Source organism: Mycobacterium nebraskense (assembly GCF_002102255.1).
GTDB classification, from domain to species: Bacteria; Actinomycetota; Actinomycetes; order Mycobacteriales; family Mycobacteriaceae; genus Mycobacterium; species Mycobacterium nebraskense.
Genome location: NZ_LQPH01000174.1, coordinates 18,677 through 39,757, shown reverse-complemented (window position 1 = coordinate 39,757; position 21,081 = coordinate 18,677). Strand labels below are relative to the sequence as shown.

The 21,081-nt window shown below is 67.4% G+C and carries 27 protein-coding genes; 11 read left to right on the top strand and 16 right to left on the bottom strand.

The window, feature by feature from the left end:
• Window position 1: 1 nt before the first annotated feature.
• Window positions 2–700: a transcriptional repressor LexA gene (gene lexA / locus AWC17_RS28830; RefSeq protein ID WP_085165566.1), complete on the bottom strand. Its 699-nt coding sequence runs from the start codon at window positions 698–700 to the stop codon at window positions 2–4.
• Between the two features lie 289 nt (window positions 701–989).
• Between lexA and AWC17_RS28825 the strand changes: the two genes are divergently transcribed.
• From AWC17_RS28825 to AWC17_RS28815, 3 genes are all read left to right on the top strand, one after another.
• On the top strand, window positions 990–1,484 hold the full coding sequence (locus AWC17_RS28825) for a LysM peptidoglycan-binding domain-containing protein (protein WP_047323286.1): 495 nt from the start codon (window positions 990–992) through the stop codon (window positions 1,482–1,484).
• Between the two features lie 151 nt (window positions 1,485–1,635).
• The gene (nrdR, locus tag AWC17_RS28820) at window positions 1,636–2,100 is read left to right on the top strand and encodes a transcriptional regulator NrdR (RefSeq protein ID WP_046184812.1); all 465 of its coding nucleotides are present in this window, start codon (window positions 1,636–1,638) and stop codon (window positions 2,098–2,100) included.
• 38 nt (window positions 2,101–2,138) lie between these two features.
• Window positions 2,139–2,621, top strand: coding sequence for a peroxynitrite isomerase (locus AWC17_RS28815; protein WP_047323287.1), 483 nt, complete (start codon window positions 2,139–2,141; stop codon window positions 2,619–2,621).
• Window positions 2,622–2,648: 27 nt separating this feature from the next.
• Here AWC17_RS28815 and AWC17_RS28810 read toward each other — a convergent pair whose 3' ends face one another.
• The 3 genes from AWC17_RS28810 to AWC17_RS28800 are packed head-to-tail and all read right to left on the bottom strand — an operon-like array spanning window position 2,649 to window position 5,433.
• On the bottom strand, window positions 2,649–3,335 hold the full coding sequence (locus AWC17_RS28810; RefSeq protein ID WP_085165564.1) for a PhzF family phenazine biosynthesis protein: 687 nt from the start codon (window positions 3,333–3,335) through the stop codon (window positions 2,649–2,651).
• 46 nt (window positions 3,336–3,381) lie between these two features.
• Entirely contained in the window at window positions 3,382–4,413 is a 1,032-nt protein-coding gene (locus tag AWC17_RS28805) for an alpha/beta fold hydrolase (protein WP_046184809.1), read from the bottom strand.
• Between the two features lie 45 nt (window positions 4,414–4,458).
• Window positions 4,459–5,433 (bottom strand): proteasome assembly chaperone family protein, encoded by a 975-nt coding sequence (locus tag AWC17_RS28800; RefSeq protein ID WP_046184808.1) that lies wholly within the window; start codon window positions 5,431–5,433, stop codon window positions 4,459–4,461.
• Between the two features lie 198 nt (window positions 5,434–5,631).
• Between AWC17_RS28800 and AWC17_RS28795 the strand changes: the two genes are divergently transcribed.
• Window positions 5,632–6,471: a trypsin-like serine peptidase gene (locus AWC17_RS28795; protein WP_047323288.1), complete on the top strand. Its 840-nt coding sequence runs from the start codon at window positions 5,632–5,634 to the stop codon at window positions 6,469–6,471.
• On the opposite strand, the gene sthA is transcribed toward AWC17_RS28795, so the two are convergent.
• Window positions 6,468–7,883 (bottom strand): Si-specific NAD(P)(+) transhydrogenase, encoded by a 1,416-nt coding sequence (gene sthA / locus AWC17_RS28790; protein ID WP_046185824.1) that lies wholly within the window; start codon window positions 7,881–7,883, stop codon window positions 6,468–6,470. The genes AWC17_RS28795 and sthA overlap by 4 nt on opposite strands.
• Before the next feature lie 111 nt (window positions 7,884–7,994).
• Here sthA and AWC17_RS28785 point away from each other — a divergent pair, with 111 nt between their 5' ends.
• Window positions 7,995–9,053, top strand: a complete 1,059-nt coding sequence (locus AWC17_RS28785) for a DUF4192 domain-containing protein (protein WP_085165600.1) — start codon at window positions 7,995–7,997, stop codon at window positions 9,051–9,053.
• Window positions 9,054–9,081: 28 nt separating this feature from the next.
• On the opposite strand, the gene AWC17_RS28780 is transcribed toward AWC17_RS28785, so the two are convergent.
• The 3 genes from AWC17_RS28780 to AWC17_RS28770 form a co-directional block, all read right to left on the bottom strand.
• Complete coding sequence (locus tag AWC17_RS28780) at window positions 9,082–9,771, bottom strand: iron-dependent transcriptional repressor DtxR (protein ID WP_046185826.1); 690 nt, start codon at window positions 9,769–9,771, stop codon at window positions 9,082–9,084.
• Between the two features lie 125 nt (window positions 9,772–9,896).
• A complete protein-coding gene (gene sigB / locus AWC17_RS28775) occupies window positions 9,897–10,886 on the bottom strand; it encodes a sigma-70 family RNA polymerase sigma factor SigB (RefSeq protein ID WP_082123142.1) in 990 nt (329 codons plus the stop codon).
• A 114-nt stretch (window positions 10,887–11,000) separates the two neighbouring features.
• Window positions 11,001–11,408, bottom strand: a complete 408-nt coding sequence (locus AWC17_RS28770; RefSeq protein ID WP_372517428.1) for a DUF3099 domain-containing protein — start codon at window positions 11,406–11,408, stop codon at window positions 11,001–11,003.
• A 44-nt stretch (window positions 11,409–11,452) separates the two neighbouring features.
• On the opposite strand from AWC17_RS28770, the gene AWC17_RS28765 reads away from it, so the two are divergent.
• A complete protein-coding gene (locus AWC17_RS28765; RefSeq protein ID WP_046185829.1) occupies window positions 11,453–11,692 on the top strand; it encodes a DUF3039 domain-containing protein in 240 nt (79 codons plus the stop codon).
• A 22-nt stretch (window positions 11,693–11,714) separates the two neighbouring features.
• Here the strand turns inward: AWC17_RS28765 and AWC17_RS28760 are convergent, their stop codons facing one another.
• Together AWC17_RS28760 and AWC17_RS28755 are read right to left on the bottom strand one after the other, a co-directional pair.
• Window positions 11,715–12,683 (bottom strand): YihY/virulence factor BrkB family protein, encoded by a 969-nt coding sequence (locus AWC17_RS28760; protein ID WP_046185830.1) that lies wholly within the window; start codon window positions 12,681–12,683, stop codon window positions 11,715–11,717.
• 65 nt (window positions 12,684–12,748) lie between these two features.
• Window positions 12,749–12,934, bottom strand: a complete 186-nt coding sequence (locus tag AWC17_RS28755; protein ID WP_046185832.1) for a DUF7455 domain-containing protein — start codon at window positions 12,932–12,934, stop codon at window positions 12,749–12,751.
• Window positions 12,935–13,070: 136 nt separating this feature from the next.
• On the opposite strand from AWC17_RS28755, the gene AWC17_RS28750 reads away from it, so the two are divergent.
• The gene (locus AWC17_RS28750; protein WP_046185831.1) at window positions 13,071–13,436 is read left to right on the top strand and encodes a DUF952 domain-containing protein; all 366 of its coding nucleotides are present in this window, start codon (window positions 13,071–13,073) and stop codon (window positions 13,434–13,436) included.
• Here AWC17_RS28750 and AWC17_RS28745 read toward each other — a convergent pair.
• The 3 genes from AWC17_RS28745 to ppgK all read right to left on the bottom strand — a co-directional run bounded on the left by AWC17_RS28745 (window position 13,385) and on the right by ppgK (window position 16,396).
• Window positions 13,385–13,798 carry a RidA family protein gene (locus AWC17_RS28745; protein ID WP_047323289.1) on the bottom strand — a complete coding sequence of 138 codons (414 nt, stop codon included), beginning with the start codon at window positions 13,796–13,798 and terminating at the stop codon, window positions 13,385–13,387. The genes AWC17_RS28750 and AWC17_RS28745 overlap by 52 nt on opposite strands.
• A gap of 104 nt (window positions 13,799–13,902) precedes the next feature.
• The gene (locus tag AWC17_RS28740) at window positions 13,903–15,411 is read right to left on the bottom strand and encodes an RNA polymerase sigma factor (RefSeq protein ID WP_141224846.1); all 1,509 of its coding nucleotides are present in this window, start codon (window positions 15,409–15,411) and stop codon (window positions 13,903–13,905) included.
• Between the two features lie 175 nt (window positions 15,412–15,586).
• Window positions 15,587–16,396 carry a polyphosphate--glucose phosphotransferase gene (gene ppgK / locus AWC17_RS28735; RefSeq protein ID WP_046186538.1) on the bottom strand — a complete coding sequence of 270 codons (810 nt, stop codon included), beginning with the start codon at window positions 16,394–16,396 and terminating at the stop codon, window positions 15,587–15,589.
• 103 nt (window positions 16,397–16,499) lie between these two features.
• On the opposite strand from ppgK, the gene AWC17_RS28730 reads away from it, so the two are divergent.
• Window positions 16,500–17,378 carry an inositol monophosphatase family protein gene (locus tag AWC17_RS28730; RefSeq protein WP_046186537.1) on the top strand — a complete coding sequence of 293 codons (879 nt, stop codon included), beginning with the start codon at window positions 16,500–16,502 and terminating at the stop codon, window positions 17,376–17,378.
• A 7-nt stretch (window positions 17,379–17,385) separates the two neighbouring features.
• Here AWC17_RS28730 and cei read toward each other — a convergent pair whose 3' ends face one another.
• Entirely contained in the window at window positions 17,386–18,036 is a 651-nt protein-coding gene (gene cei, locus AWC17_RS28725) for an envelope integrity protein Cei (protein WP_046186536.1), read from the bottom strand.
• A 194-nt stretch (window positions 18,037–18,230) separates the two neighbouring features.
• Here cei and AWC17_RS28720 point away from each other — a divergent pair, with 194 nt between their 5' ends.
• Complete coding sequence (locus tag AWC17_RS28720; RefSeq protein WP_007171590.1) at window positions 18,231–18,533, top strand: DUF4193 domain-containing protein; 303 nt, start codon at window positions 18,231–18,233, stop codon at window positions 18,531–18,533.
• 12 nt (window positions 18,534–18,545) lie between these two features.
• On the opposite strand, the gene AWC17_RS28715 is transcribed toward AWC17_RS28720, so the two are convergent.
• Entirely contained in the window at window positions 18,546–19,031 is a 486-nt protein-coding gene (locus AWC17_RS28715) for a DUF3093 domain-containing protein (protein ID WP_046186535.1), read from the bottom strand.
• Window positions 19,032–19,056: 25 nt separating this feature from the next.
• Between AWC17_RS28715 and dut the strand changes: the two genes are divergently transcribed.
• Window positions 19,057–19,521, top strand: a complete 465-nt coding sequence (gene dut, locus AWC17_RS28710; RefSeq protein WP_046186534.1) for a dUTP diphosphatase — start codon at window positions 19,057–19,059, stop codon at window positions 19,519–19,521.
• Window positions 19,522–19,523: 2 nt separating this feature from the next.
• Window positions 19,524–20,306: a DUF3710 domain-containing protein gene (locus AWC17_RS28705; protein ID WP_372517429.1), complete on the top strand. Its 783-nt coding sequence runs from the start codon at window positions 19,524–19,526 to the stop codon at window positions 20,304–20,306.
• Between the two features lie 10 nt (window positions 20,307–20,316).
• On the opposite strand, the gene AWC17_RS28700 is transcribed toward AWC17_RS28705, so the two are convergent.
• The gene (locus AWC17_RS28700) at window positions 20,317–21,018 is read right to left on the bottom strand and encodes an alpha/beta fold hydrolase (RefSeq protein WP_085165560.1); all 702 of its coding nucleotides are present in this window, start codon (window positions 21,016–21,018) and stop codon (window positions 20,317–20,319) included.
• Window positions 21,019–21,081 lie beyond the last annotated feature (63 nt).

The window sequence follows — 21,081 nt, the reverse complement described above, 5'->3', positions numbered from 1 at the left end:
GCTAGACCTTGCGGATCACTGTGACGACCTTGCCGAGCACGGTCGCGTCATTGCCGGGAATAGGATCGAACGCCGGGTTGTGTGGCATCAGCCATACCTGACCGCCCGCGCGCTTGAACGTCTTCACGGTGGCTTCCCCGTCGAGCATGGCCGCGACGATGTCGCCGTTGTCGGCGACGCTTTGCTGTCGCACCACCACCCAGTCGCCGTCGCAGATCGCCGCCTCGACCATGGAGTCACCGACGACCTTAAGTAGGAAGAGCGTTCCCTCGCCGACCAGCTCGCGCGGCAGCGGAAAGACGTCCTCGACGGCTTCCTCGGCGAGGATGGGTCCGCCGGCGGCGATGCGACCGAGGACGGGAACGTACGTCGGCTCCGGCAGCGCGTCCGAGCCGGCGACTTCGGTGGCCGGTGCCGCCATCTCGTCATCGGCTCCCCGGACATCGACCGCCCGGGGGCGGTTCGGGTCGCGACGCAGGTATCCCTTGCGCTCCAGGGTGCGCAGCTGATGGGCCACCGACGATGTCGACGTCAGACCGACGGCGTCGCCGATCTCCCGGATGCTCGGCGGGTAACCGCGGCTGGTGACCGACACGCGAATGACGTTCAAAATGGTGCGCTGCCGTTCGGTCAGCGATGAACCCACGGCGTGCAGCCGGCCGTCCGTGCCGGCCGATGAGGTGCCCTTGCTGTCGCTCATGGCACTGAATGTAGCCCCACTGCGCCCAAGAATCAAACATGTGTTCGACTGGCGTGTCGCGGTGCCGAGGTGGTCGCAAACCACGCGCCGAAGTGGTTAATCACAAAGGTGTAACTCTTCGGCGGATGGGGTATTTCAGCCGCATGTCAGCTCTAGCGGCCCCGAGCTTGTCGGTGGCGTGGTCTAGCGTTCGACTCGTGCGACACGCTTCGCTCACATGTTCGGATTTCGAACACACGAGCGATACAGTCGAACAGCTGAGCGAATTTAGTTGACCGGAGGAACGCAGATGACAACCATTTACACGCTGGCGTCGCGTACCAGCAGCCCTCGGCGTCCGGTCAACGGACCGGTACAGGGCCTCCGTTACGGCCGGGACGGGCTGGCCCGTTCTCGCCGGCCCGTCCCGTCGCGGCCGGCGGGCGCGCCCACGCGCTACTACGGCACGGGCGTCGCGATGTCCGCCGCGCCTCATCGCAAGCGTCCCGTCACGGTGGCGACCACCGTCTGGCTGGCGCTGGCCGCCGGCGCGATCACCCTGTGGCTGGGCCTCGTCGGGAACGTCGGTCAGGTGCTCAACGGAGATTCTGGGAGTTCGGCTGCGCACGTACCCGACCGGTTGGCCGTCGTGCGCGTCGAGGCGGGGGAGTCGCTGCAAGACGTCGCTCACCGCGTGGCGCCCGACGCGCCGGCCCGCCAAGTCGCCGACCGCATCCGCGAACTCAACGACATGAACTCGCCGACCGTGATGGCGGGCCAGACCCTGATCGCCCCGATCGGCTGACGGCCGCCCTTGCGGGGACCGCTCCGCTCATGCCCTGGACCTCACAGCGGTGGGCTTCGACGCTTCGCGGCTGCACTACCCGCGCTGCTGAGCGCGCGGGTACGCTCGGGGTGCTGCGGTACCTGGTTGTCGGCACGGTGAAGGAGCGGTCATGCATTGCCCGTTCTGCCGTCATCCCGATTCCCGGGTGATCGACTCCAGGGAAACCGATGAAGGGCAGGCGATCCGGCGCCGCCGATCGTGCCCCGAGTGCGGACGGCGTTTCACCACTGTGGAGACCGCGGTGCTGGCCGTGGTCAAACGCAGCGGAGTCACCGAACCATTCAGCAGGGAGAAGGTCATCAGCGGTGTCCGCCGGGCCTGTCAGGGCCGCCAGGTGGACGACGATGCGCTGAACCTGCTCGCCCAACAGGTCGAGGACACCGTGCGCGCCGCGGGTTCCCCAGAGGTCGCGAGTCATGAGGTCGGCCTGGCCATCCTCGGCCCGCTGCGCGACCTCGATGAAGTGGCCTACCTGCGGTTCGCCTCGGTGTACCGCTCGTTTGAGTCCGCGGACGATTTCGAGCGCGAGATCCAGGCGCTGCGCGAACACCGCCAGGTGACAACACCGAGCTGACGGCCCGGCTCTAACCGTCCCGGCCTACGCTCGTTTGCATGCCCACTGACTTGCATCCCGATCTCGAGGCCCTGGCACCACTCTTGGGGACGTGGGCCGGCCAGGGCGCGGGCGAGTACCCGACGATCCAGCCCTTCGATTATCGCGAAGAAGTGGTCTTCTCCCATGTCGGCAAGCCGTTTCTGGCGTACGCGCAAAAGACCAGGGCGCCCGACGGCAAGCCGTTGCATGCCGAGACCGGATACCTCCGCGTGCCGCAACCCGGTCACGTCGAACTGGTCCTGGCCCACCCGAGCGGCATCACCGAAATCGAGGTGGGCACGTATTCGGCCACCGGCGGCCTGATCGAGATCGAGCTGTCCACAACGGAGATCGGGCTGACTCCGACCGCCAAAGAGGTGACCGCGCTTGGCCGTACCTTCCGCATCGACGGCGACGAGCTCTCGTATTCGGTGCGGATGGGCGCGGTCGGGCAACCTCTGCAGCATCACCTCGCCGCGGTGCTGCACCGGCAGCGCTGAGCGGGGAGCGGGGGAGCTGGCCCGCGGTCAGTTCAGGTGCGTCACACCGTCATTGACAACATGCCCGGCCACCGCAACCCAACCCTCGGCGTTCCACGTCGTCTCGATGATCGACCCCTTGCCCTGGGTGATGTGTAGGTCGCGGCTGAGGTAGTCGGTGATTCGCATCGCGGCCGAGCCGGTCGCTTCGTCCTCCGGCACGCCGAGGTTGGCGGCAAACATGCGGGCGCGCAGCGATCCGCCGGCCCGATCGGTCCAGGCCCAGAGGTAGTGCGCCGTGTCGTCGGGAAAATCTCCCGGGTCGGCGGCGAGAAGGTCGTCGGCTGAGTCGAATTCGTGGAGGGCAACCTCGGGCGCCCACTCCGAGCGTGCGCTGATGCCCGCGCGGCCCGCCCCATAGCTCACCTGCACGATGCCGGCCGTCACCTGCAGCGTGTTGATCGGCGTTCCGTTCTCATGCAGCCACCACGCCGCGCCGACGGTGGGGTGCCCGGCGAACGCAATCTGGATTAGTGGGGTGTAAATGGTGGCGTGCGCGGTTGTTGATCCGGCGGCCGGAAGATCGATGTAAACCGTTTCGCTGTAGCCCAATTGAGTTGCCAGCCGTTGCCGATCGGCGGGTTCGACCTGGGCGGCATCCACGACGCCGAGCGGATTGCCGAAATTCCCGTGCGAATCGGTGAACACCCGCAACACGGTGACGTCGATACCCATGGCCCGACTGTACGGCCCTGGATGCGGCCGCACCGATCAAGGTGGTTCAGGTAGCGCTGCGTTCGTCGGAACCCATGGCGTTCAGCACGGCGACGCGGGTGGGGGCGGGGCCGCTGACGGCCTTCTCACCGCCGCCGCTGCGGAGCAATCCGCGCAGGGCGGCCTGATCGTATTCGGCGGGCGCGGTGCTGTCGATGAAGCGTTCGACCACGTCGATGAAGCGGGCCGGGTCGTCGTGGAAGGGGAAGTGGCCGGAGCCTTGGAAGATTTCCAGGCGGGAGCCGGGCATGGCGGCATGCGCCATCCGTGCGTGACGGACGGGGACGACCACATCTTTGGTGCCCCAGACGATCTGCACCGGGATGGCCTCGGTCAAATAGCATCGGTCGAGCATGGTGACGATCTGCCCGCGCCAGTCCACCACCGCCCGCAGGGTCCGGCTGAAAGCCGCCGAGGCCGTCGGCTCCGGCAGGTCATCGAGGATCCGCAAGACGTTGGGCAGGTCGCGGCCCAGGCCGGTCGATCCGATCGCCAGGCCCGCTATCCGTCCCGCCAGCTGAACCGCCGGCAGCACGAGGGGAAGCCGCAGTAAGGCCAGGGCCTCGCTGCCCATCGGCAACGAGGCCAGCCGGAAGGCGACGTTGACATCCTTGGTGACGCCACCGGCCGCGACCAGGATCAGCCGGTCGACCAAATGCGGGAATTGGTAAGCGAATTGCATGGCCACGCCGCCGCCCAGCGAATGACCGACGATCGTGACCCGCTCGATGTCGAGCACGCTGAGCAGGTCGCGCATCCCGTTGGCGTAGGCGGCGACCGAGTAGTCGGCGCGTGGTTTGTCGGATCGCCCGTGGCCCAACAGGTCCGGGGCGATGACCGTGAACCGCTGGGCGAGCTTGGCCTGCACGGTATTCCAGGTGGTGGAGTTGTCACCGATGCCGTGGACCAGCAGGATCGCCGGCCCATCACCGGCGATCCGGTAGGCCCGCTGGTAGCCATGGATGGTGCGAAACTCAAGCCGGGGTGCGGCGACCTCGCGCACCGGGCGGAGAGTGCTCTTGCGCTTCCGCTCGGTCATGTCGCCAACCTTCGTGTCGGGCCGGGCAAAGGCCGGGTGGAAAGGTCAGACCTGGTCGTCGTCGTCCCGCTTCTTCTCCGCCTCCTGGGCGAGGAATCGCTCAAACTCTGCGCCAAGCTCGTCGCCGCTAGGCAGGTCCTCGTCCCGAGTTAGTAACGACCTGTTCTCCTGAGCGTCGATGAAGGCATCGTACTGGCGCTCGAGCGCGGTCACCACTTGAGCAACCTCCGCGCTCGCCTCGACCTGCTCGTCGATCTTGGAACGAATCACCGCCGCCGCTTCGGTCAACGGCGTCAGTGGCAGCTCGAGCGACGCGATCTTGGCTACCTGCTCGAGCAACGCCTCGGCGGCGGCCGGGTAGTCGGTCTGCGTCAGGTAGTGCGGCACATGCACGGTGTAGCCGACGACCTCGTGGCCGTGCTGGGCCATCCGGTATTCCAGCAGATTGGACGCGCTGCCCGGGACCTGGATCTCGGAAATCCAGGGCGTGAATTCGGCGATCAACTCGGGGTTGTTGGAGTGCGCCGTCATCGTGATGGGCCGCGTGTGCGGAACCGCCATCGGGACGGTGCCCAGGCCGATGGTCTGACGCACGTTGAGCCGCTCGGCCAGCAGGCGTACCGCGGTGATGAAGCGCTCCCACTTCAGATCCGGTTCCATGCCGGCGAGCAGCAGGAACGGGGTGCCGATGGTGTCGCGCAACGCGTACAAGCTCAGTTCCGGGTCGTCGTAGTTGGTGAAGTGATCGGTCTTGAAGGTCATCAGCGGCCGCCGCGACCGATAGTCCAGCAGTTCGTCGATGGCGAAGGACGCAACCAGCTCGGTGTCCAGAGCCGCCTTCAGGTGCGACGAGGCCAGCCGGATCGCGTGGCCGGCATCCGAGAAACCCTCCAACGCGTGCACCAGCACGGGGCCTCGGCCATCCGACGTCGACAACTGCGGCGCCGGCAGCTCGAGCTCGTACATGCCGGCCTGTCCCGGCTGGTAGTTCTGCTCCTGCGGTTCCTGGTCGTGAGCCATCGGGATCGCCTCCTCTCGGGGGTTTCTCCAGGGTGCCCTACCAGTGTCCCCCGAATCAGTGGGCACCAATATCAAACAGCGATGTGAAGTTCGCGTTTCATCACTGATGAGCACATCTCGGGGGTCGCCAGTGGGTCTTGCCGGCAAGTCGGGCGGCGCGCGACGCGTTGGAGTCTGCCCGCCGCGCAGGTGTCAGGCATGATGAATCCGATGCGCGTACCGACCGTGATGCTGTGCCTGGTGGTCGCCGTGGCGACGTCGGTGACGTCGTGCAAGCGGCCGCCCGGCGATCGTGCGTCGGCTCCGCCGGTGCCTCCGCCGCGGAGCAGCGCGCCGGTGCAGCGGCTCGGTCAGCCCCAGCAGAAGGCGGTGGCGGGGCCGGTGGACCCGGACAAGCGCGTCGGCGCCATCTTCATCGACAGCGGGCCGCTGCACGTCTGCACGGGTTCGGTGGTGCACTCGGCGGGCGGCAACCTGATGATGACCGCCGCGCACTGCCTGGCCGGGGCCACCAAGATCACTTTCGTGCCGGGTTTCGTCGGCGACGCGCCCCCCGCGCCGACTGACGTGTGGAAGGCCGACGCCGTCTACCTCGACCCCCGCTGGACCGCCAGCAAGGATCCCAACGCGGACTATGCGATCGCACGGCTGAGTAACGACGCCGGGGGTTCGGTCGAAGCGCGCGCGGGCCTTGCGTTGACGCTGGGCACGACGCCGCCGCCCGGCAGTCACGTCACCGTGATGGGCTATCCGGCCGGCGTGGGTGGCGCGCCCATCGGGTGTCAGGCCAGCACGTCATTGACCGAGGGCGGGTTCCCGTCGTTTCCGTGCGAGGGGCTGGTGGACGGCACCAGCGGTGCGCCCTGGGTCAGCGGTACCACGCTCACCGGGGTGATCGGTGGTTTTGAGCGCGGTGGGTGCGCGGCGAACGTGTCCTATTCCGCACCGTTCGACGCGCAGACCGCGCAGTTGCTGGCCCGCGCCGATGCCGGCGGCCCCGGCGACCTGATTCCGGGCGAACTCGACGACAGCTGTTAGCGGCGGAACTGGTTGAGCGCGCGCACTTTGTTCATCACGTCGAGCGCGGCCACCTTGTAGGCCTCCGAAAAAGTGGGGTAGTTGAACACGGCGTCCACCAGGTATTCGACGGTGCCGCCGCAGCCCATCACGGCCTGCCCGATGTGCACCATTTCGGTGGCGCTGGTGCCGAAGATGTGCACGCCCAGCAGCTTGAGATCGTCGGTGGACACCAGCAGCTTGAGCATGCCGTAGGAGTCGCCGGCGATCTGGCCGCGGGCCAGTTCCCGGTACCTGGCCACGCCGACCTCGTAGGGGATCGCGTTCTTCGTCAGCTCGACCTCGGTGGCCCCCACGTAGGAGACCTCGGGGATGGAGTAGATGCCGATCGGCTGCAGTTCGGTGATGCCGTCGGTCGGCTCGCCGAAGGCGTGGTAAGCGGCCAGTCGGCCCTGTTCCATTGAGGTCGCGGCTAGCGCGGGGAAGCCGATCACGTCGCCGACGGCGTAGATGTGCGGCACCTTGGTCTGGAAGAAGTCGTCGACGAAGATCCGGCCGCGGTTGTCGGCCTCCAGCTCGGCGTTCTGCAGGTCGAGGTGGTCGGTCTGGCCCTGCCGCCCGGCGGAATACATCACCGTCTCGGCCGGGATCTGCTTGCCGCTGGCCAAGGTGGTGACGGTGCCCGCCGCGCCGACGTCGACCGCGGTCACTTCCTCACCGAACCGGAACGTCACCGCCAGGTCGCGCAGGTGGAATTTCAGGGCCTCCACGACCTCGGGGTCGCAGAAGTCCAGCATGTCGTTCCGCTTCTCCACGACGGTGACCTTGGTGCCCAGCGCGGCGAACATCGAGGCGTATTCGATGCCGATCACACCCGCGCCGACCACCACCATGGAGGTGGGCAGCGATTTGAGGTCGAGGATCCCGTCGGAGTCGAGCACCCGATCCTCGTCGAACTCGACGCCGGACGGCCGCGCCGGCCGGGTGCCGGTGGCGATGACGATGTATTTGCCGCTGACGGTTAATTTTTCGCGGCGGGAGGGGTCTTCGACCTCGATGGTGTGCGGGTCGACGAACCGCCCGTGGCCCAGCAACAAGTCGATGCGGTTGCGCATCAACTGGTTGCGCACCACGTCGACTTCCTTGCCGATCACGTGCTGGGTGCGGGCCAGCAGGTCGGCCGGGGTGATCTTCTCCTTGACGCGGTAGCTCGCGCCGTACAGTTCGCGTTGGCTCATCCCGGTCAGGTAAAGGACGGCCTCGCGCAACGTCTTTGACGGGATGGTGCCGGTCTGGACGCACACGCCGCCGAGCATCTGGCCGCGTTCGACGATTGCGACCGACTTGCCGAGCTTGGCCGAGGCGATGGCGGCCTTTTGCCCGCCGGGCCCCGAACCGATGACCACCATGTCGTACTCTTGCGCCGAACTCATGGGGTAACAGTAGAGCAGCACAACTCACAGTGCTGGGTTCATTCACAGGCGCGGGATTCCACCCGTTCCCGCGAGCACCGGCTGACGGTGGGGGCCGTCAGCGTGGTGCCCATGACGACGCATCGACCTGACTTCAAACTGAACCGACCCGGCGCACTCATCGCCGCGCTGCCGGCCGTTCTCGGCTTCGTTCCCGAAAATTCATTGGTATTAGTGTCTTTGGACGACGGCGACCTCGGGGCGGTGATGCGGGTCGACCTTTCCGAAGAGCTGCCCGCCCGGGTCGGACACCTCGCGGAGGTCGCCGCCGCGGCCCGGCCCGACGCCGCGATCGCGGTGATCGTCGACGCGGCGGGCGCGCACTGTCCGTGCTGCAACGAGGAATACCGGCAGCTGTGCGATGAGCTGGCAAAGTCGTTGTCGGAGAACGATATTGAGCTGTTGGCCGCCCATGTGGTAGACCGGGTCGCGCTCGGTGGGCGCTGGCATTGTGTGGACGGCTGTGGTTCGAGCGGCCTCGTCGACGATCCGTCGGCGTCGCCGCTGGCCGCCGCGGCGGTGCTTGACGGCAGGCGGCTCTACGCACGGCGCGCCGACCTGCAGGCCGTCATCGCGGTCGAGGACATGGCGCGCAGCGCCGAATTGACCCGCGTGATCGACCGGCAGGCGGCCAGGCGCCAGGCGGCCCATCGCGCGAATCCGGCCCGCTGCGCCCGCGGCGACGTGAAACACGCCATGGTGGCCGCGTCCCGTGTCGCCTCCGGCCAAGCACTGTCCGAAGCTGAGCTGGCGAAACTGGGCTGCGCACTGAGCGACGCGCAGGTGCGCGACATCCTCTACGCGCTGGCGGTCGGCGAGAGCGCCGACGAGGCGGAGTCGTTGTGGGCGCTGCTGGCGCGCACGCTACCCCCACCCTGGCGGGTCGAGGCGCTGGTACTGCTCGCGTTCAGCGCCTACGCCCGCGGCGACGGGCCGCTGGCCGGGGTATCGCTGGAGGCCGCGCTGCGCTGCGAGCCCGAGCATCGGATGGCGGGCATGCTGGACACCGCGTTGCAGTCGGGGCTTCGGCCCGAGGACATCCGGGAACTGGCGCTCACCGGCTACCGACTGGCCAAAGAGCTCGGTGTGCGGTTACCGCCGCGACGGCCGTTCGGCCGCAGGGCGTGCTAGCCGTACGGCGACGCAGCCCGCTGAGCGGTCAGACTTTCTCGACCTTGACGGCGTGCGCCATCTCGTGCGGCAGGGTGACCTTCTCGTGGCCCGGGATGACGATGGTGACCCCGGCGGGGCCGGTCTCGACGGTCACCCGGGCGTTGGGGACGACGCCGGCGTCCTTCAGACGGGTGATCAGGTCGATGTCGCCTTGCACATGTTCGGTCAGTTGGCGGACGACCACGGCCACCGGCGAGCCGGGCGGCAACTCGGTCAGCCGCACGAGGTTGCCGTCGTCGGCACCGGACTCGGGGCCCACGCCCAGGTCCAGCAGGCCCGGGATCGGGTTACCGAAGGGGGAGGTGGTCGGGTGGTTGAGCACCTTGACCAGCCGCCGCTCGACGTCCTCGCTCATCACGTGCTCCCACCGGCATGCCTCGGCGTGCACTTCCTCCCAGGGCACCCCGATGACGTCGACGAGCAATCGTTCGGCGAGGCGGTGCTTGCGCATGACGGAAATGGCCAGCGCCCGTCCCTTGTCGGTGAGCTCGAGGTGGCGGTCGCCGGCGACGTGGAGCAGCCCGTCGCGCTCCATGCGGGATACGGTTTGGCTGACAGTCGGCCCGCTCTGGTCGAGGCGTTCCGCGATACGGGCACGCAGGGGCGTCACGCCCTCTTCTTCGAGGTCGTAGATGGTCCGCAGGTACATCTCGGTGGTGTCAACCAGGTCGTTCATTCAGCACCTTCCATCGCCGCCGAGTCTACTTGGCCAGCTGCACGAATGGGTGTAACGCATCCCCGACAAGCAGTATGCCCGCCGCGTCCGCGGCGGGCATACCGTCTTGTACTAGCTTCGGGGCCTTAGCTTGCGTACGACCGTAGCCGGTCGGCGCGCTCGCCGTGGCGGAGTTTGGACATTACGTCCCGCTCGATTTGCCGGACCCGCTCGCGCGAGAGGCCGAACAGCTTGCCGATCTGGTCGAGGGTGCGTGGCTGGCCGTCGTCGAGGCCGAAGCGCAGCCGGATCACCTGGTGCTCGCGCTCGTCGAGAGTGGCGAGCACGCTGCGGATGTCGGTGTGCAGCAGCTCGGCGATCACCGCGTTCTCGGCGGACATCGCCTCGGCGTCCTCGATGAAATCGCCCAGCGGGGCTTCCTCCTCGGAGCCGACCGGCATGTCCAGGCTTACCGGGTCGCGGCTGTGCTCGAGCAGGTCGTTGATCTTCTCGACCGGGATGCCGGACTCGGCGGCGAGTTCCTCGTCGGTGGCCTCACGTCCGAGGTTCTGGTGCATCTCCCGCTTGATCCGCGCCAGCTTGTTGACCTGCTCAACGAGGTGCACGGGCAGCCGGATGGTGCGGCTCTGGTCGGCCATGCCACGGGTGATGGCCTGGCGAATCCACCACGTGGCATAGGTGGAGAACTTGAAACCCTTTGTGTAGTCGAACTTTTCCATCGCGCGAATCAAGCCCAGGTTGCCCTCCTGGATCAGGTCCAGCAGCGGCATCCCGCGACCCGTGTAGCGCTTGGCCAGCGACACCACCAGACGCAGGTTCGCTTCCAGCAGGTGACGGCGCGCGGCCGCGCCATCGCGCACTACGGCCTGGAGGTCGCGTCGGCGGTTCTCGCCGATGCGCTTGCGAGTTTCGAGCAGATGCTCGGCATAGAGCCCAGCCTCGATGCGCTTGGCCAGTTCAACTTCGCCCGCCGCGTTCAGCAGCGCCGTCTTACCGATGCCATTGAGATATACGCGCACGAGGTCCGCGGCGGGGCTTTGAGCATCCAGATCGCCATCAAATCTGCTCGTGCTGGCGTTCGCCATAGCGACCTCCCGTTCAGCTTGTACTGTCATCAAGTTCAACGACAGATCAGCCCTGAGAGTTCCCAGCCGTTTGCCATCTCACACGTCTTGACGTGCAGGAATGTGCCCGTCGACCTGAGAATGTCCTGAGAAGTGCGACTATTCTTAACCCTGCGGTCCAGGAGGCCAGGTCGAGTGCGGTTGCCGCGGCGGCTCGAGCGCCGGCCGCTCGGCGCTCGGGAATAGCGGCGTGCGTCGCCGGGCATCCTCGAACCGCCGAGGTTCGTCGGGACGGCGCGGTGGCCGGTCGTTGGCGATCAGGACGGCCATCCACGGCAATGGGATCGAAACGGCCACGATCGCCAGTGAGATCAGACCGTTGTGCCAGGCGCCGTACGCGAGCGCGGCCAGGATCAGCGCCGGGATTCGGAACGCCATCAGCGTCAAGTATTTCCGGACCCGGGCGCGGTGCTGCTCCTCGTAGGAGGGTTCCGCGGCGGTGATGAGCACCGGCCGGCCATCATCGTCGAACCCCAGATCGGATTCGCGCTTCATTTCTCCACTCTCCCACACCCGGTTGATTCCGGCAGAAACGAGTTACGGGCACAATGTCAGGTATGCAGACCCAGACGATCGAGCGCACCGAGACCGACGAACGCGTCGACGACGGGACCGGCAGCGATACGCCGAAGTACTTCCACTACGTCAAGAAGGACAAGATCGCCGAGAGCGCGGTCATGGGTAACCACGTGGTGGCATTGTGCGGGGAGGTTTTTCCCGTCACCAAGGCGGCCAAGCCGGGCTCGCCCGTCTGTCCGGATTGCAAGCAGATCTACGAGCGGATGAAGAAGGGCTAGGCCCGCCGCGACAGCTCAGCCGTCACAGGGTTGCGTTGTCGGGCGCCGGCTCCGGCTGGGAACCCGGCGCCCGTTTCGGCACAGTGATGCGGGATTCCAGCCACTTGCGCAGCCGGTGGGCGTGCGTCTTCGGCGCCGGGAACTCCTCTTGGATCGCGGCGTTGAGTTCGGCGCCCAGCATGAGCGCGAAACCGCCGAAGAACGCGAACAGCAGGAACGCTATCGGTGTGGCCAGCGCACCGTAGGTGTAGCCGGTGCTGGTAATCCAGCGCAGGTAGACCCGGAGGCCCAGCGTGGCGACCAGGAAGACCGCCGTGGCGAGAACGGCGCCGAAGATCAGCCGGTGCGTCGGGAGGGGTTCGGGCAGCGCCACGCGGTACAGAATGACCACCCCGACCAGCAGGCCGAGGATCAGCGCCGGGTAGTAGCCGTAGCGCAGGACGTTGGCCAAGTCGTAGGGGATGTGTTCGCTCACCTTGCGCGGACCGACCACCAACACCGGCGCGGCCCCCACCACGAAGACCAGCATCACCATGTACAGGAAAAGGGCGAAGAGCCGCTGCCGTACGGGATGCCGCAGCGGAGTCTGGTCGTGCGCCTCCACCACGGCATCGACGTAGGCCGAGATGGCCGACGATCCCGCCCACATCGAGATCAGGAAGCCGACCGACACCACCTCGCCACGGGCGTTGGCGGTGACGTCGCGGATGGTCGGCTCGATGATCTCGTTGACGACGCTGGGCGAGAAGAAGCTGCGGATCGCGGAGATGATGCTCTTCTCGATCGCCGTCAACGTGTCCGGGCCGAACAGCGGTGCCACGTAGGCCAGGCTGCCCAGCATCCCCAGCAGCAGTGGCGGTAGCGACAGCGCCGACCAGAAACCGGCCTGAGCCGACTCGGAAAAGATGGAATCATCCCAGCTTTTCGAGAGAGTCCTCAGACTGAGTCGCCAGATGTGATGGCGCGACGGTTTTGCGACTTGATCGCTCATACCCGTCCAGCATTACCGAAGACCGCCCCGCTCGCCCACATTGCCGGCGGGTGAGTTCGGCGGAATTAGCTTCCGCTGAACTCCAGGACGGCGGAAAGCGCGGTCAGTTTCGCCTCGTGCTCGTTGGCGTGATGCTGGCAGAAGAGAAGCTCAGCTCCGGAAGGCAGCGTGGCACGGACACGAGCAGCGGCACCGCAGCGATCGCAGCGATCCGCACGGGTTAGCTCGGGACTGGTCAGAGTTGCATTCATGGCTTCTCCGTTCTTGCTTTCATTCACTCTCTCAGACGTATGGGGTTTTCGCCTTGTTCCCCGATCGTTATCGGGTGTGTCGTTTCTCACGGGCTGTAAACATTTCGTTTCGTCGCGTTCTCTAAAGTGATCACCCGTGACTTTCGCTCCTGACCTGCTGGTACATCTGTGCGGGCTCGACGAGTGGTCCCGCGCCCGCGCTTCCGGTGGGATTCGCCCCGACGCGTCCGGCGGCGGCCAGTTCATCCATCTGTCGGCGCCCGAGCAGGTCCATCTGCCCGCCAACCGGCTCTACCGGGGTCGCGACGACTTGCTGCTACTGCACATCGACCCGGCGCGGCTGCACTCTGAGGTGCGTTGGGAGCCCGGCGTAGCAACGGATCCGGAGTCGATGCTGTTCCCTCACCTGTACGGTCCGCTGCCCACAGATGCTGTGATCCGGGTCACCGCCTACCGCCCGGCGCCCGACGGAACGTTCCCGCCGGCAGGGGAGTCCACGTAGGCGTCGGCTTCGATCTCCACCAGCAGCGCGGGTGCGATCAGCGCGGACACTTCCACCATGGTCGCCGCGGGACGGATGGCGCCGAAGACCTGCGCATGCACCGCTGCGACCTCGCGCCAGCGGGAGATGTCGGTGACGTAGATGCGGGTGCGGACCACGTCGGTGAGCGCCGCGCCCGCCTGGCGGAGCGCAATCTCGATGCGGCGCAACGCGTCTCGCGCCTGGGCCGCGATATCCCCGGCCGGCCCGGCGCCGGTCGTTCCGGCCACCGACACGTGCGGGCCGACGCGGACCGCGCGCGAATAGCCGACGGCCGTCTCGAACTCGGAGTCGGATGAGACCACTGTGCGGTTGCCTGACATGGGAGTCACGGTACGACGGCGCGGCCACCGGCGCGACGGATTTTCCGTGGAGGTTGACCGTCCTTGCGCGGCAACGGGTCCGGCGAGGACGGTCGGTGGCTCCCTTAGTCGAGGTAGTCGCGCAGGACCTGGGAACGGCTGGGGTGGCGCAGCTTTGACATCGTCTTGGACTCGATCTGACGGATGCGCTCGCGGGTGACGCCGTAGACCTGGCCGATCTCGTCGAGGGTGCGGGGCTGGCCATCGGTGAGGCCGAAGCGCAGCCGTACTACGCCGGCCTCGCGCTCGGAGAGGGTCTCCAGCACCGACTGCAGCTGGTCTTGCAGCAGGGTGAAGGACACCGCATCGACGGCCACCACGGCCTCGCTGTCCTCGATGAAGTCACCCAGCTGGCTGTCGCCCTCGTCGCCGATGGTCTGGTCCAGCGAGATCGGCTCGCGGGCGTATTGCTGGATCTCCAGCACCTTTTCGGGCGTGATGTCCATTTCCTTGGCCAGCTCTTCAGGCGTGGGCTCGCGGCCCAGATCCTGCAGCAGCTCGCGCTGGATGCGGCCCAGCTTGTTGATCACCTCGACCATGTGCACCGGGATGCGGATGGTGCGGGCCTGGTCGGCCATAGCGCGGGTGATCGCCTGGCGGATCCACCACGTCGCATAGGTGGAGAACTTGTAGCCCTTGGTGTAGTCGAACTTCTCGACCGCGCGGATCAGACCCAGGTTCCCTTCCTGGATGAGGTCCAGGAACGCCATGCCGCGGCCGGTGTACCGCTTGGCCAGCGACACCACGAGACGCAGGTTGGCTTCCAGCAGATGGTTTTTCGCGCGATCGCCGTCGCGGCAGATCCACATCATGTCGCGGCGCTGAGCGGCCGGCAGTTTGTCGCCGCGCTCGGCCATCTCGGCCATCAGCTGTGTGGCGTACAGGCCGGCCTCGATCCGCTTCGCCAGCTCGACCTCTTCCTCGGCGTTGAGCAGCGCCACCTTGCCGATCTGTTTGAGGTAAGCGCGAACCGAGTCCGCGGAGGCGGTGAGTTCGGCGTCCTTACGAGCCTGACGCAGTGCCTCGGACTCGTCTTCGTCCCAGACGAAATCGCCGGAGGCCTTGTCCTTCTCGGAGGGCTCGGCGATTTCCTCCTCCTCGTCGGGGGAAGCCTCGCCGGTCGCGGCGGCCGGAGCCGCTCCCTCTTCCTCGCTGTCGTCGGAGTCGGCCGGGTCGGCCGGGTCGGCGTCGGCGTCGACAGCGACGACCTCCTCCAGGTCATCCAGGCTCAGGTCGGCGGCGTCGATCTCGAGGTCGTCGCCGGGCTCGGCGTCGAGTTCCGCATCGTCGAGATCTTCGACGGCCTCCAGCTCGACGTCGGAGTCCGCGGGAGCGCCCTTGGCCGCTTTGGTCCCGCGGCCCGACGGGGCCTTGGCGGCGCGCGTCTTTTTCGGCTCGGCAGCGGCCTCGACCTCGGACTTGGCGGTCCGTGCCGGCGCCTTGGCGGCGCGTTTGGCGGGGGCGGAGCCATGGGCGGCCTTGGCCGCCGATCGCTTAGCGGGGGAGGGCGGAGATTTCGTGGCGGTCCGTTTCACCGGCGCATCGGTTGCCGGGCTTGCCTTGGTCGCTGCCACTTACACCCCTTCGTTTGGGCTCACCTTCGGTGGGTATTGGGCATGGTCAACCGAAAGTGTCTGCTATGTCGATGTCGGCGTTGGATCAGCGTGGGTATTGCACGCTATCGTTCGGGCGGTCGCCGATGACCATTGTAACGACAGCGAGCGGGCGAACGGCTCTGCCGGGGAAAAATCAGTGGGTCACGTCGGAGGTGGAGGCCATGGCCGCGCCGACTATCCCGGCGGTGTTGAGCAGGGCCGCAGCCACCACCGGGGTGCGGTTTTCGAGCAGCGGTAGCCACTTGTCGGCCTTGCGGCTGATGCCGCCACCGGCGATGAACAGGTCCGGCCACACCGCGTTCTCGATGGCCACCAGCACCCGAGTGACCTGCTTGGCCCACTTTTCGTAGCTCCAATCGTTCTTCTCTTTGACCGACGACGCCGCCCGCTCTTCGGCTTCTTTGCCGCCGACCTCGAGATGCCCGAACTCGGTGTTGGGTATCAACGTGCCGTTGTGAATGACCGCGGAGCCGATTCCCGTGCCGAACGTCAGCAACACGACCAGGCCCGACCGGTTTTTGCCCGCTCCGTAGTGCTCCTCGGCCAGCCCGGCGGCGTCGGCATCGTTGAGCACCGTGACGTCCTGGCCGTCTAGTTCGGCGCTGATGATGTCGCGCGCGTTGGTGCCGATCCACGACTTGTCGACGTTGGCCGCCGTTTGAACGACGCCGTGGGTGACGACCCCGGGATAGGTCACCCCGAGCGGACCGGTCCAGCCGAACGCGTTGACAACCTCGGCGATGGTCTTGGCGACCGCCGGCGGCGTTGCGGGCTGCGGGGTCAACAGCTTGACCCGCTCGCCGATCAACTGCCCGGTGTCCATGTCGACGATGCCGCCCTTGATGCCGCTGCCGCCGACGTCGACACCGAATCCCCGACGCTGTGGTGTGCCGACGGCGGCGGCGGTGCCGGGCGTATCCGTGGTCGAGTCGGTGCTGGTCATCGAAGCTCCTGGGCGTGACTTGGGCTGTCCGCCCACCTTAGCCCGGCGCCGATGCGGCTACGGGGTATCTGCGGGGCCGTGGCGCCTGTGATGCGATAGACCGGTGACCCCACCTGATGACGAGCCCGCCCGGTTGCGCACGGTGGCCGAGACATTGGCCACGGAAGCCGCCGCGTTCGTGCGGCGTCGCCGCGTCGAGGTGTTCGGCGCGGCCGCGGCAGGCTCGAAATTTCCAGGGAACGGAGCGGTGCGGTCGAAGAGCACCCCCACCGATCCGGTAACCGTCGTCGACACCGAGACGGAGCGCCTGTTGCGGGATCGGCTGGCTCAATTACGGCCCGGTGACCCGATTCTCGGCGAAGAGGGCGGCGGTCCGGCCGATCCGGCGGCCACCCCCGCGGACGCGGTCACCTGGGTGCTCGATCCCATCGACGGCACGGTGAACTTCGTCTACGGCATTCCGGCATACGCGGTGTCCGTCGGTGTGCAAGTTGACGGCGTGTCGGTGGCGGGCGCGGTCGCCGACGTCGTCGGCGGCAGGGTGTACTCGGCCGCAATCGGTCTCGGCGCGCATGTCATCGACGAGCAAGGGGCAAGACCGTTGCGGTGCGCCGCGGTCGATGATTTGTCGATGGCGTTGCTGGGCACCGGTTTCGGTTACTCAAGGCAGCGTCGGGCGGCGCAGGCGGCGTTATTGGCGCGGCTGCTGCCGGTGGTCCGCGACGTTCGCCGCATCGGTTCGGCGGCGCTGGATTTGTGCATGGTCGCGGCGGGCCGGCTCGACGCGTTCTACGAGCACGGCCTGCAGCCGTGGGATTGCGCCGCGGGAGCGCTGATCGCGGCCGAGGCCGGGGCGCGAGTTTCCTTGCCCCCGAGCAACATTGATGGTGCCGGGCTGGTGCTGGCCGCCGCACCGGGTATCGCCGATGAGCTGCTGGCGGCGCTGGCCGAAATCGACGGCCTGGACCCGATTCTCGATTGACGCCCCGTCAGCAGCTGCTGGCGTGAATCTTCGTGAGTAGCGCGGGGTCTGAGGGCCCGGTGGCGCCGGGGCGCAGGGTGGCCAGTACGGCGTCGATGTCATCGTTGTGGGCCAGCGCGGTGAAGTCCGTGCCCAACGCCAGGTCGACGGAGTCGTCGGCGCGGCTGTCGCTGAACAACTCCATGCACGGCGCCACCAGCCAAACCGCGGCCGCGTTGGCCTGCCCGGCCGTACCGAACCGGATCTGGCCCTGGCAGGTGAGCCGGGTGCCGGCATAGAGGGGATCGTTAGCGGCGGTCGGCTGAGCGAACCCGATGTCCTTCAACGCGCCGGCGACGTCGCCGGCTTGTCCGCCGCGGCCGCTGGCGTTGAGCACGCGGACCTTGGTGTCGCCGAGTTTGGCGGGCGTGGCGTCCATCATCGCGCTCCGCGACACCTGCTCACCGAGCTGAGCCGGCGCCGATCCGGCCCCTTGCGGCGGCGGGTTGCACACCGCGACCTCGTGCACCTTCGCCGGCCGGGTCAGCGCAATGGTCCACACCACGGCGGTCACCACCACCAGGAAAACCACCACGACGATGGCGGGCCGGGGATTGCGTCGCCGGAAGGGCCGACCGTGCTTGTCGAAGGCGGTACCCTCGGTGATTTGTGCGACCACAGGTGCACTCTAACCGCACCCTAAACGCACTGTTCAAAGGCGAACGCAAGGGTCAATATGGGTGTGTGACGTAAATCACACATTAACGGACCGCTATACGGGCACGAATCATTTGGTGGATGCGTTCGACGCTGGTACAAAGCGATGCTTGAGCTAACGAGGGCATGCAGAGGCAATAGGGCAGGGGAAGAGATATGCCTACCGACTACGACGCTCCACGGCGCACCGAGACGGACGACGTCTCGGAAGACTCGCTGGAGGAGCTCAAAGCGCGACGCAACGAGGCGGCTTCGGCCGTGGTCGACGTCGACGAATCCGAAACCGCTGAATCTTTTGAGCTGCCTGGCGCCGACCTGTCCGGGGAAGAACTGTCGGTTCGCGTCATTCCGAAGCAGGCTGACGAGTTCACCTGCTCGAGCTGCTTCCTGGTGCAACACCGTAGCCGGCTGGCCAGCGAGAAGAACGGCCTGATGATCTGTACCGACTGCGCGGCCTGACCGATTTCGGGGTCAGCTGCGCAATGACGACAGCACCCGCTCCGGATGGCGGCAACTCACCAGCCAGTACGGCGTCGGGTCGTCCGGGTCATCGAGGACGACCAGGATCATCGGCCCGATCCACGCGCGATGCAGCACAAAAGCCGCCGGGTCGAGTTGGCGGCCCAGGGCAGCGGACTTGGCCGACGGGGCTACCGCGGCCGATCGGGCGATCACGTTGACCGGCAGGTGCGCCTCGCCGGCCCACAGTTCCACCCCGCCCGGGACGTTCGGATCAGCGGTAACCCGGATCTCGACGCGGCCCAACCACAGCAGCGTTCCGGCCGCCACGGCGAAAAGCGTTGCGTACGGCAGCCAGGAAGGTCCGGGGGCGACACCCATGTTGACTTCGAAAGCGATGAGGCCCGCCAGCCCGAAGGCCAGCGGCCACCACCACCATGGCACCCACAGTCGTTCGCGATATCGCACACTGTGCGGCGCGACGCGCGTACCGGACACGCAGTCAAGGGTAATCTGTGGCCCCGTGTCGACCAGTCTGGCCATCGTCCGCCTTGATCCCGAGCTTCCACTGCCCACGCGCGCCCACGCCGGCGACGCCGGGGTTGATCTCTACAGCGCGGAAGACCTCAAGCTGGAGCCAGGGCGACGTGCGCTGGTACGCACCGGCGTGGCCGTCGCGATTCCGTTCGGGATGGTCGGGTTGGTTCACCCGCGTTCGGGATTGGCGTCGCGTGTGGGGCTTTCGATCGTCAACAGTCCGGGCACCATCGACGCGGGCTATCGCGGCGAGATCAAGGTCGCGCTGATCAACCTCGATCCGGCCGAGCCCATCGTGGTGCATCGTGGCGACCGCATCGCCCAGCTGCTCGTGCAGCGGGTCGAGCTGGTCGAGCTGGTCGAGGTGTCGTCGTTCGACGAGGCCGGCCTGGCCGAAACATCCCGTGGCGATGGTGGCCACGGTTCCTCCGGCGGACATGCGAGTTTGTGATGGTGGCATTCGGTAAACGCTCACGCAATGAAGACAGCGAAGAAACCCCCGTCGCCCCCGCCGGCGAGGACACCCGATCGGCGGACGGCATCGTGAGCCCGGCCGACGACGAGGCTTCCGACGAAATCGAAGAACTCGAGGGCCCGTTCGACATCGACGATTTCGACGACCCGTCGGTCGCGGAGCTGGCGCGCCTGGACCTTGGCTCGGTGCTCATTCCGATGCCGGAGGCTGGCCAGCTGCAGGTCGAACTCACCGAGGCCGGGGTCCCGAGCGCCGTGTGGGTTGTCACACCCAACGGCCGCTTCACCATCGCCGCCTACGCGGCACCGAAGACCGGCAGCCTGTGGCGTGAAGTGGCCGGTGAGCTCGCCGATTCGCTGCGCAAGGACTCGGCCAAAGTCAGCATCAAGGACGGCCCGTGGGGTCGCGAGGTGGTCGGCTCCGCCTCCGGTGCGGTGCGCTTCATCGGGGTCGACGGCTACCGCTGGATGATCCGCTGCGTCATCAACGGCCCCCACGAGACGATGGAAGCGCTCGAGCAAGAGGCGCGAGCAGCGTTGGCGGACACCGTGGTTCGGCGCGGTGACACACCGCTTCCGGTGCGCACGCCGTTGACCGTGCAGCTACCCGAGCCGATGGCGCAGCAATTGCGGGAGGCCGCGGCCGCCCAGCAAGCCGAGGCGCAACAGGCCGCGGCGGAGCAGGGGCCCAACGAGCCGGCGGCGCGCCGCAGCGTCGAGGGCTCGGCCATGCAGCAGCTGCGGACCACCACCGGCGGCTGACCGGAGACTCTTACCCCAGCTCGGCGAGAGCCGACAGGCATGCCGCGCCCAGCGCGGCGGGGTCCGAGCCGATCTGGTCGAGCGTCACCGTCCGCAGCGCCGCCCGCGGCGCGGCGTCGACCCACTCCACGCCGACCTGCAGCGGATGAATGGGGTCGTCGACGGCGGCCGCCACGGCCAGCGGTGCGGTCAGCCGGGCCAGCTCGGCGTGGTTCGGGGCCGCATAGCCGGCGGCCTCGTCCATGGCGTCGGGCAATTGTGGCCATTGGGCGCGCCACGAACGGGCCAGCTCGTCGGCCAGCCACGAGGGGCTGGACGCCCGCATCTGGCTGGTCGTCGCCTCCAGTCCGTCAGCGCGCAGCTGCGATGCCGTATGCCGCGCCGCGAGGGCCGCGGGCGCCGCTTGCGGTGCCCCGGCCCAGGCCGGCAGCGCGGCGAGGACGGCGACCGTCTTGTCCGGGTGCGCCAGTGCCCAGGCGACCGCCACCGCCGCGCCGATCGAGACGCCGCCGACCGCGATCGGACCCGTGCGCGCGGCGGCATCCAAAGCGGACACGTAGCCGTCGATCAACCGATCCGGGTGGGGCCGAGGGGTCACCAGCACGGCACCGACCTCACGCAACGGACCCGAAAACGCCCGGTGAACGTAGTCGTCGTCGGACCCCGTACCAGGCAACAAGACGGTCGTGACACCCCGCAGATCGACAGCCACCCCTTGATAGTGCCCCGGCGTTCCTCAGCGCTCCAAAATCGGTGTTTGAGTCGGTTGGCGCGC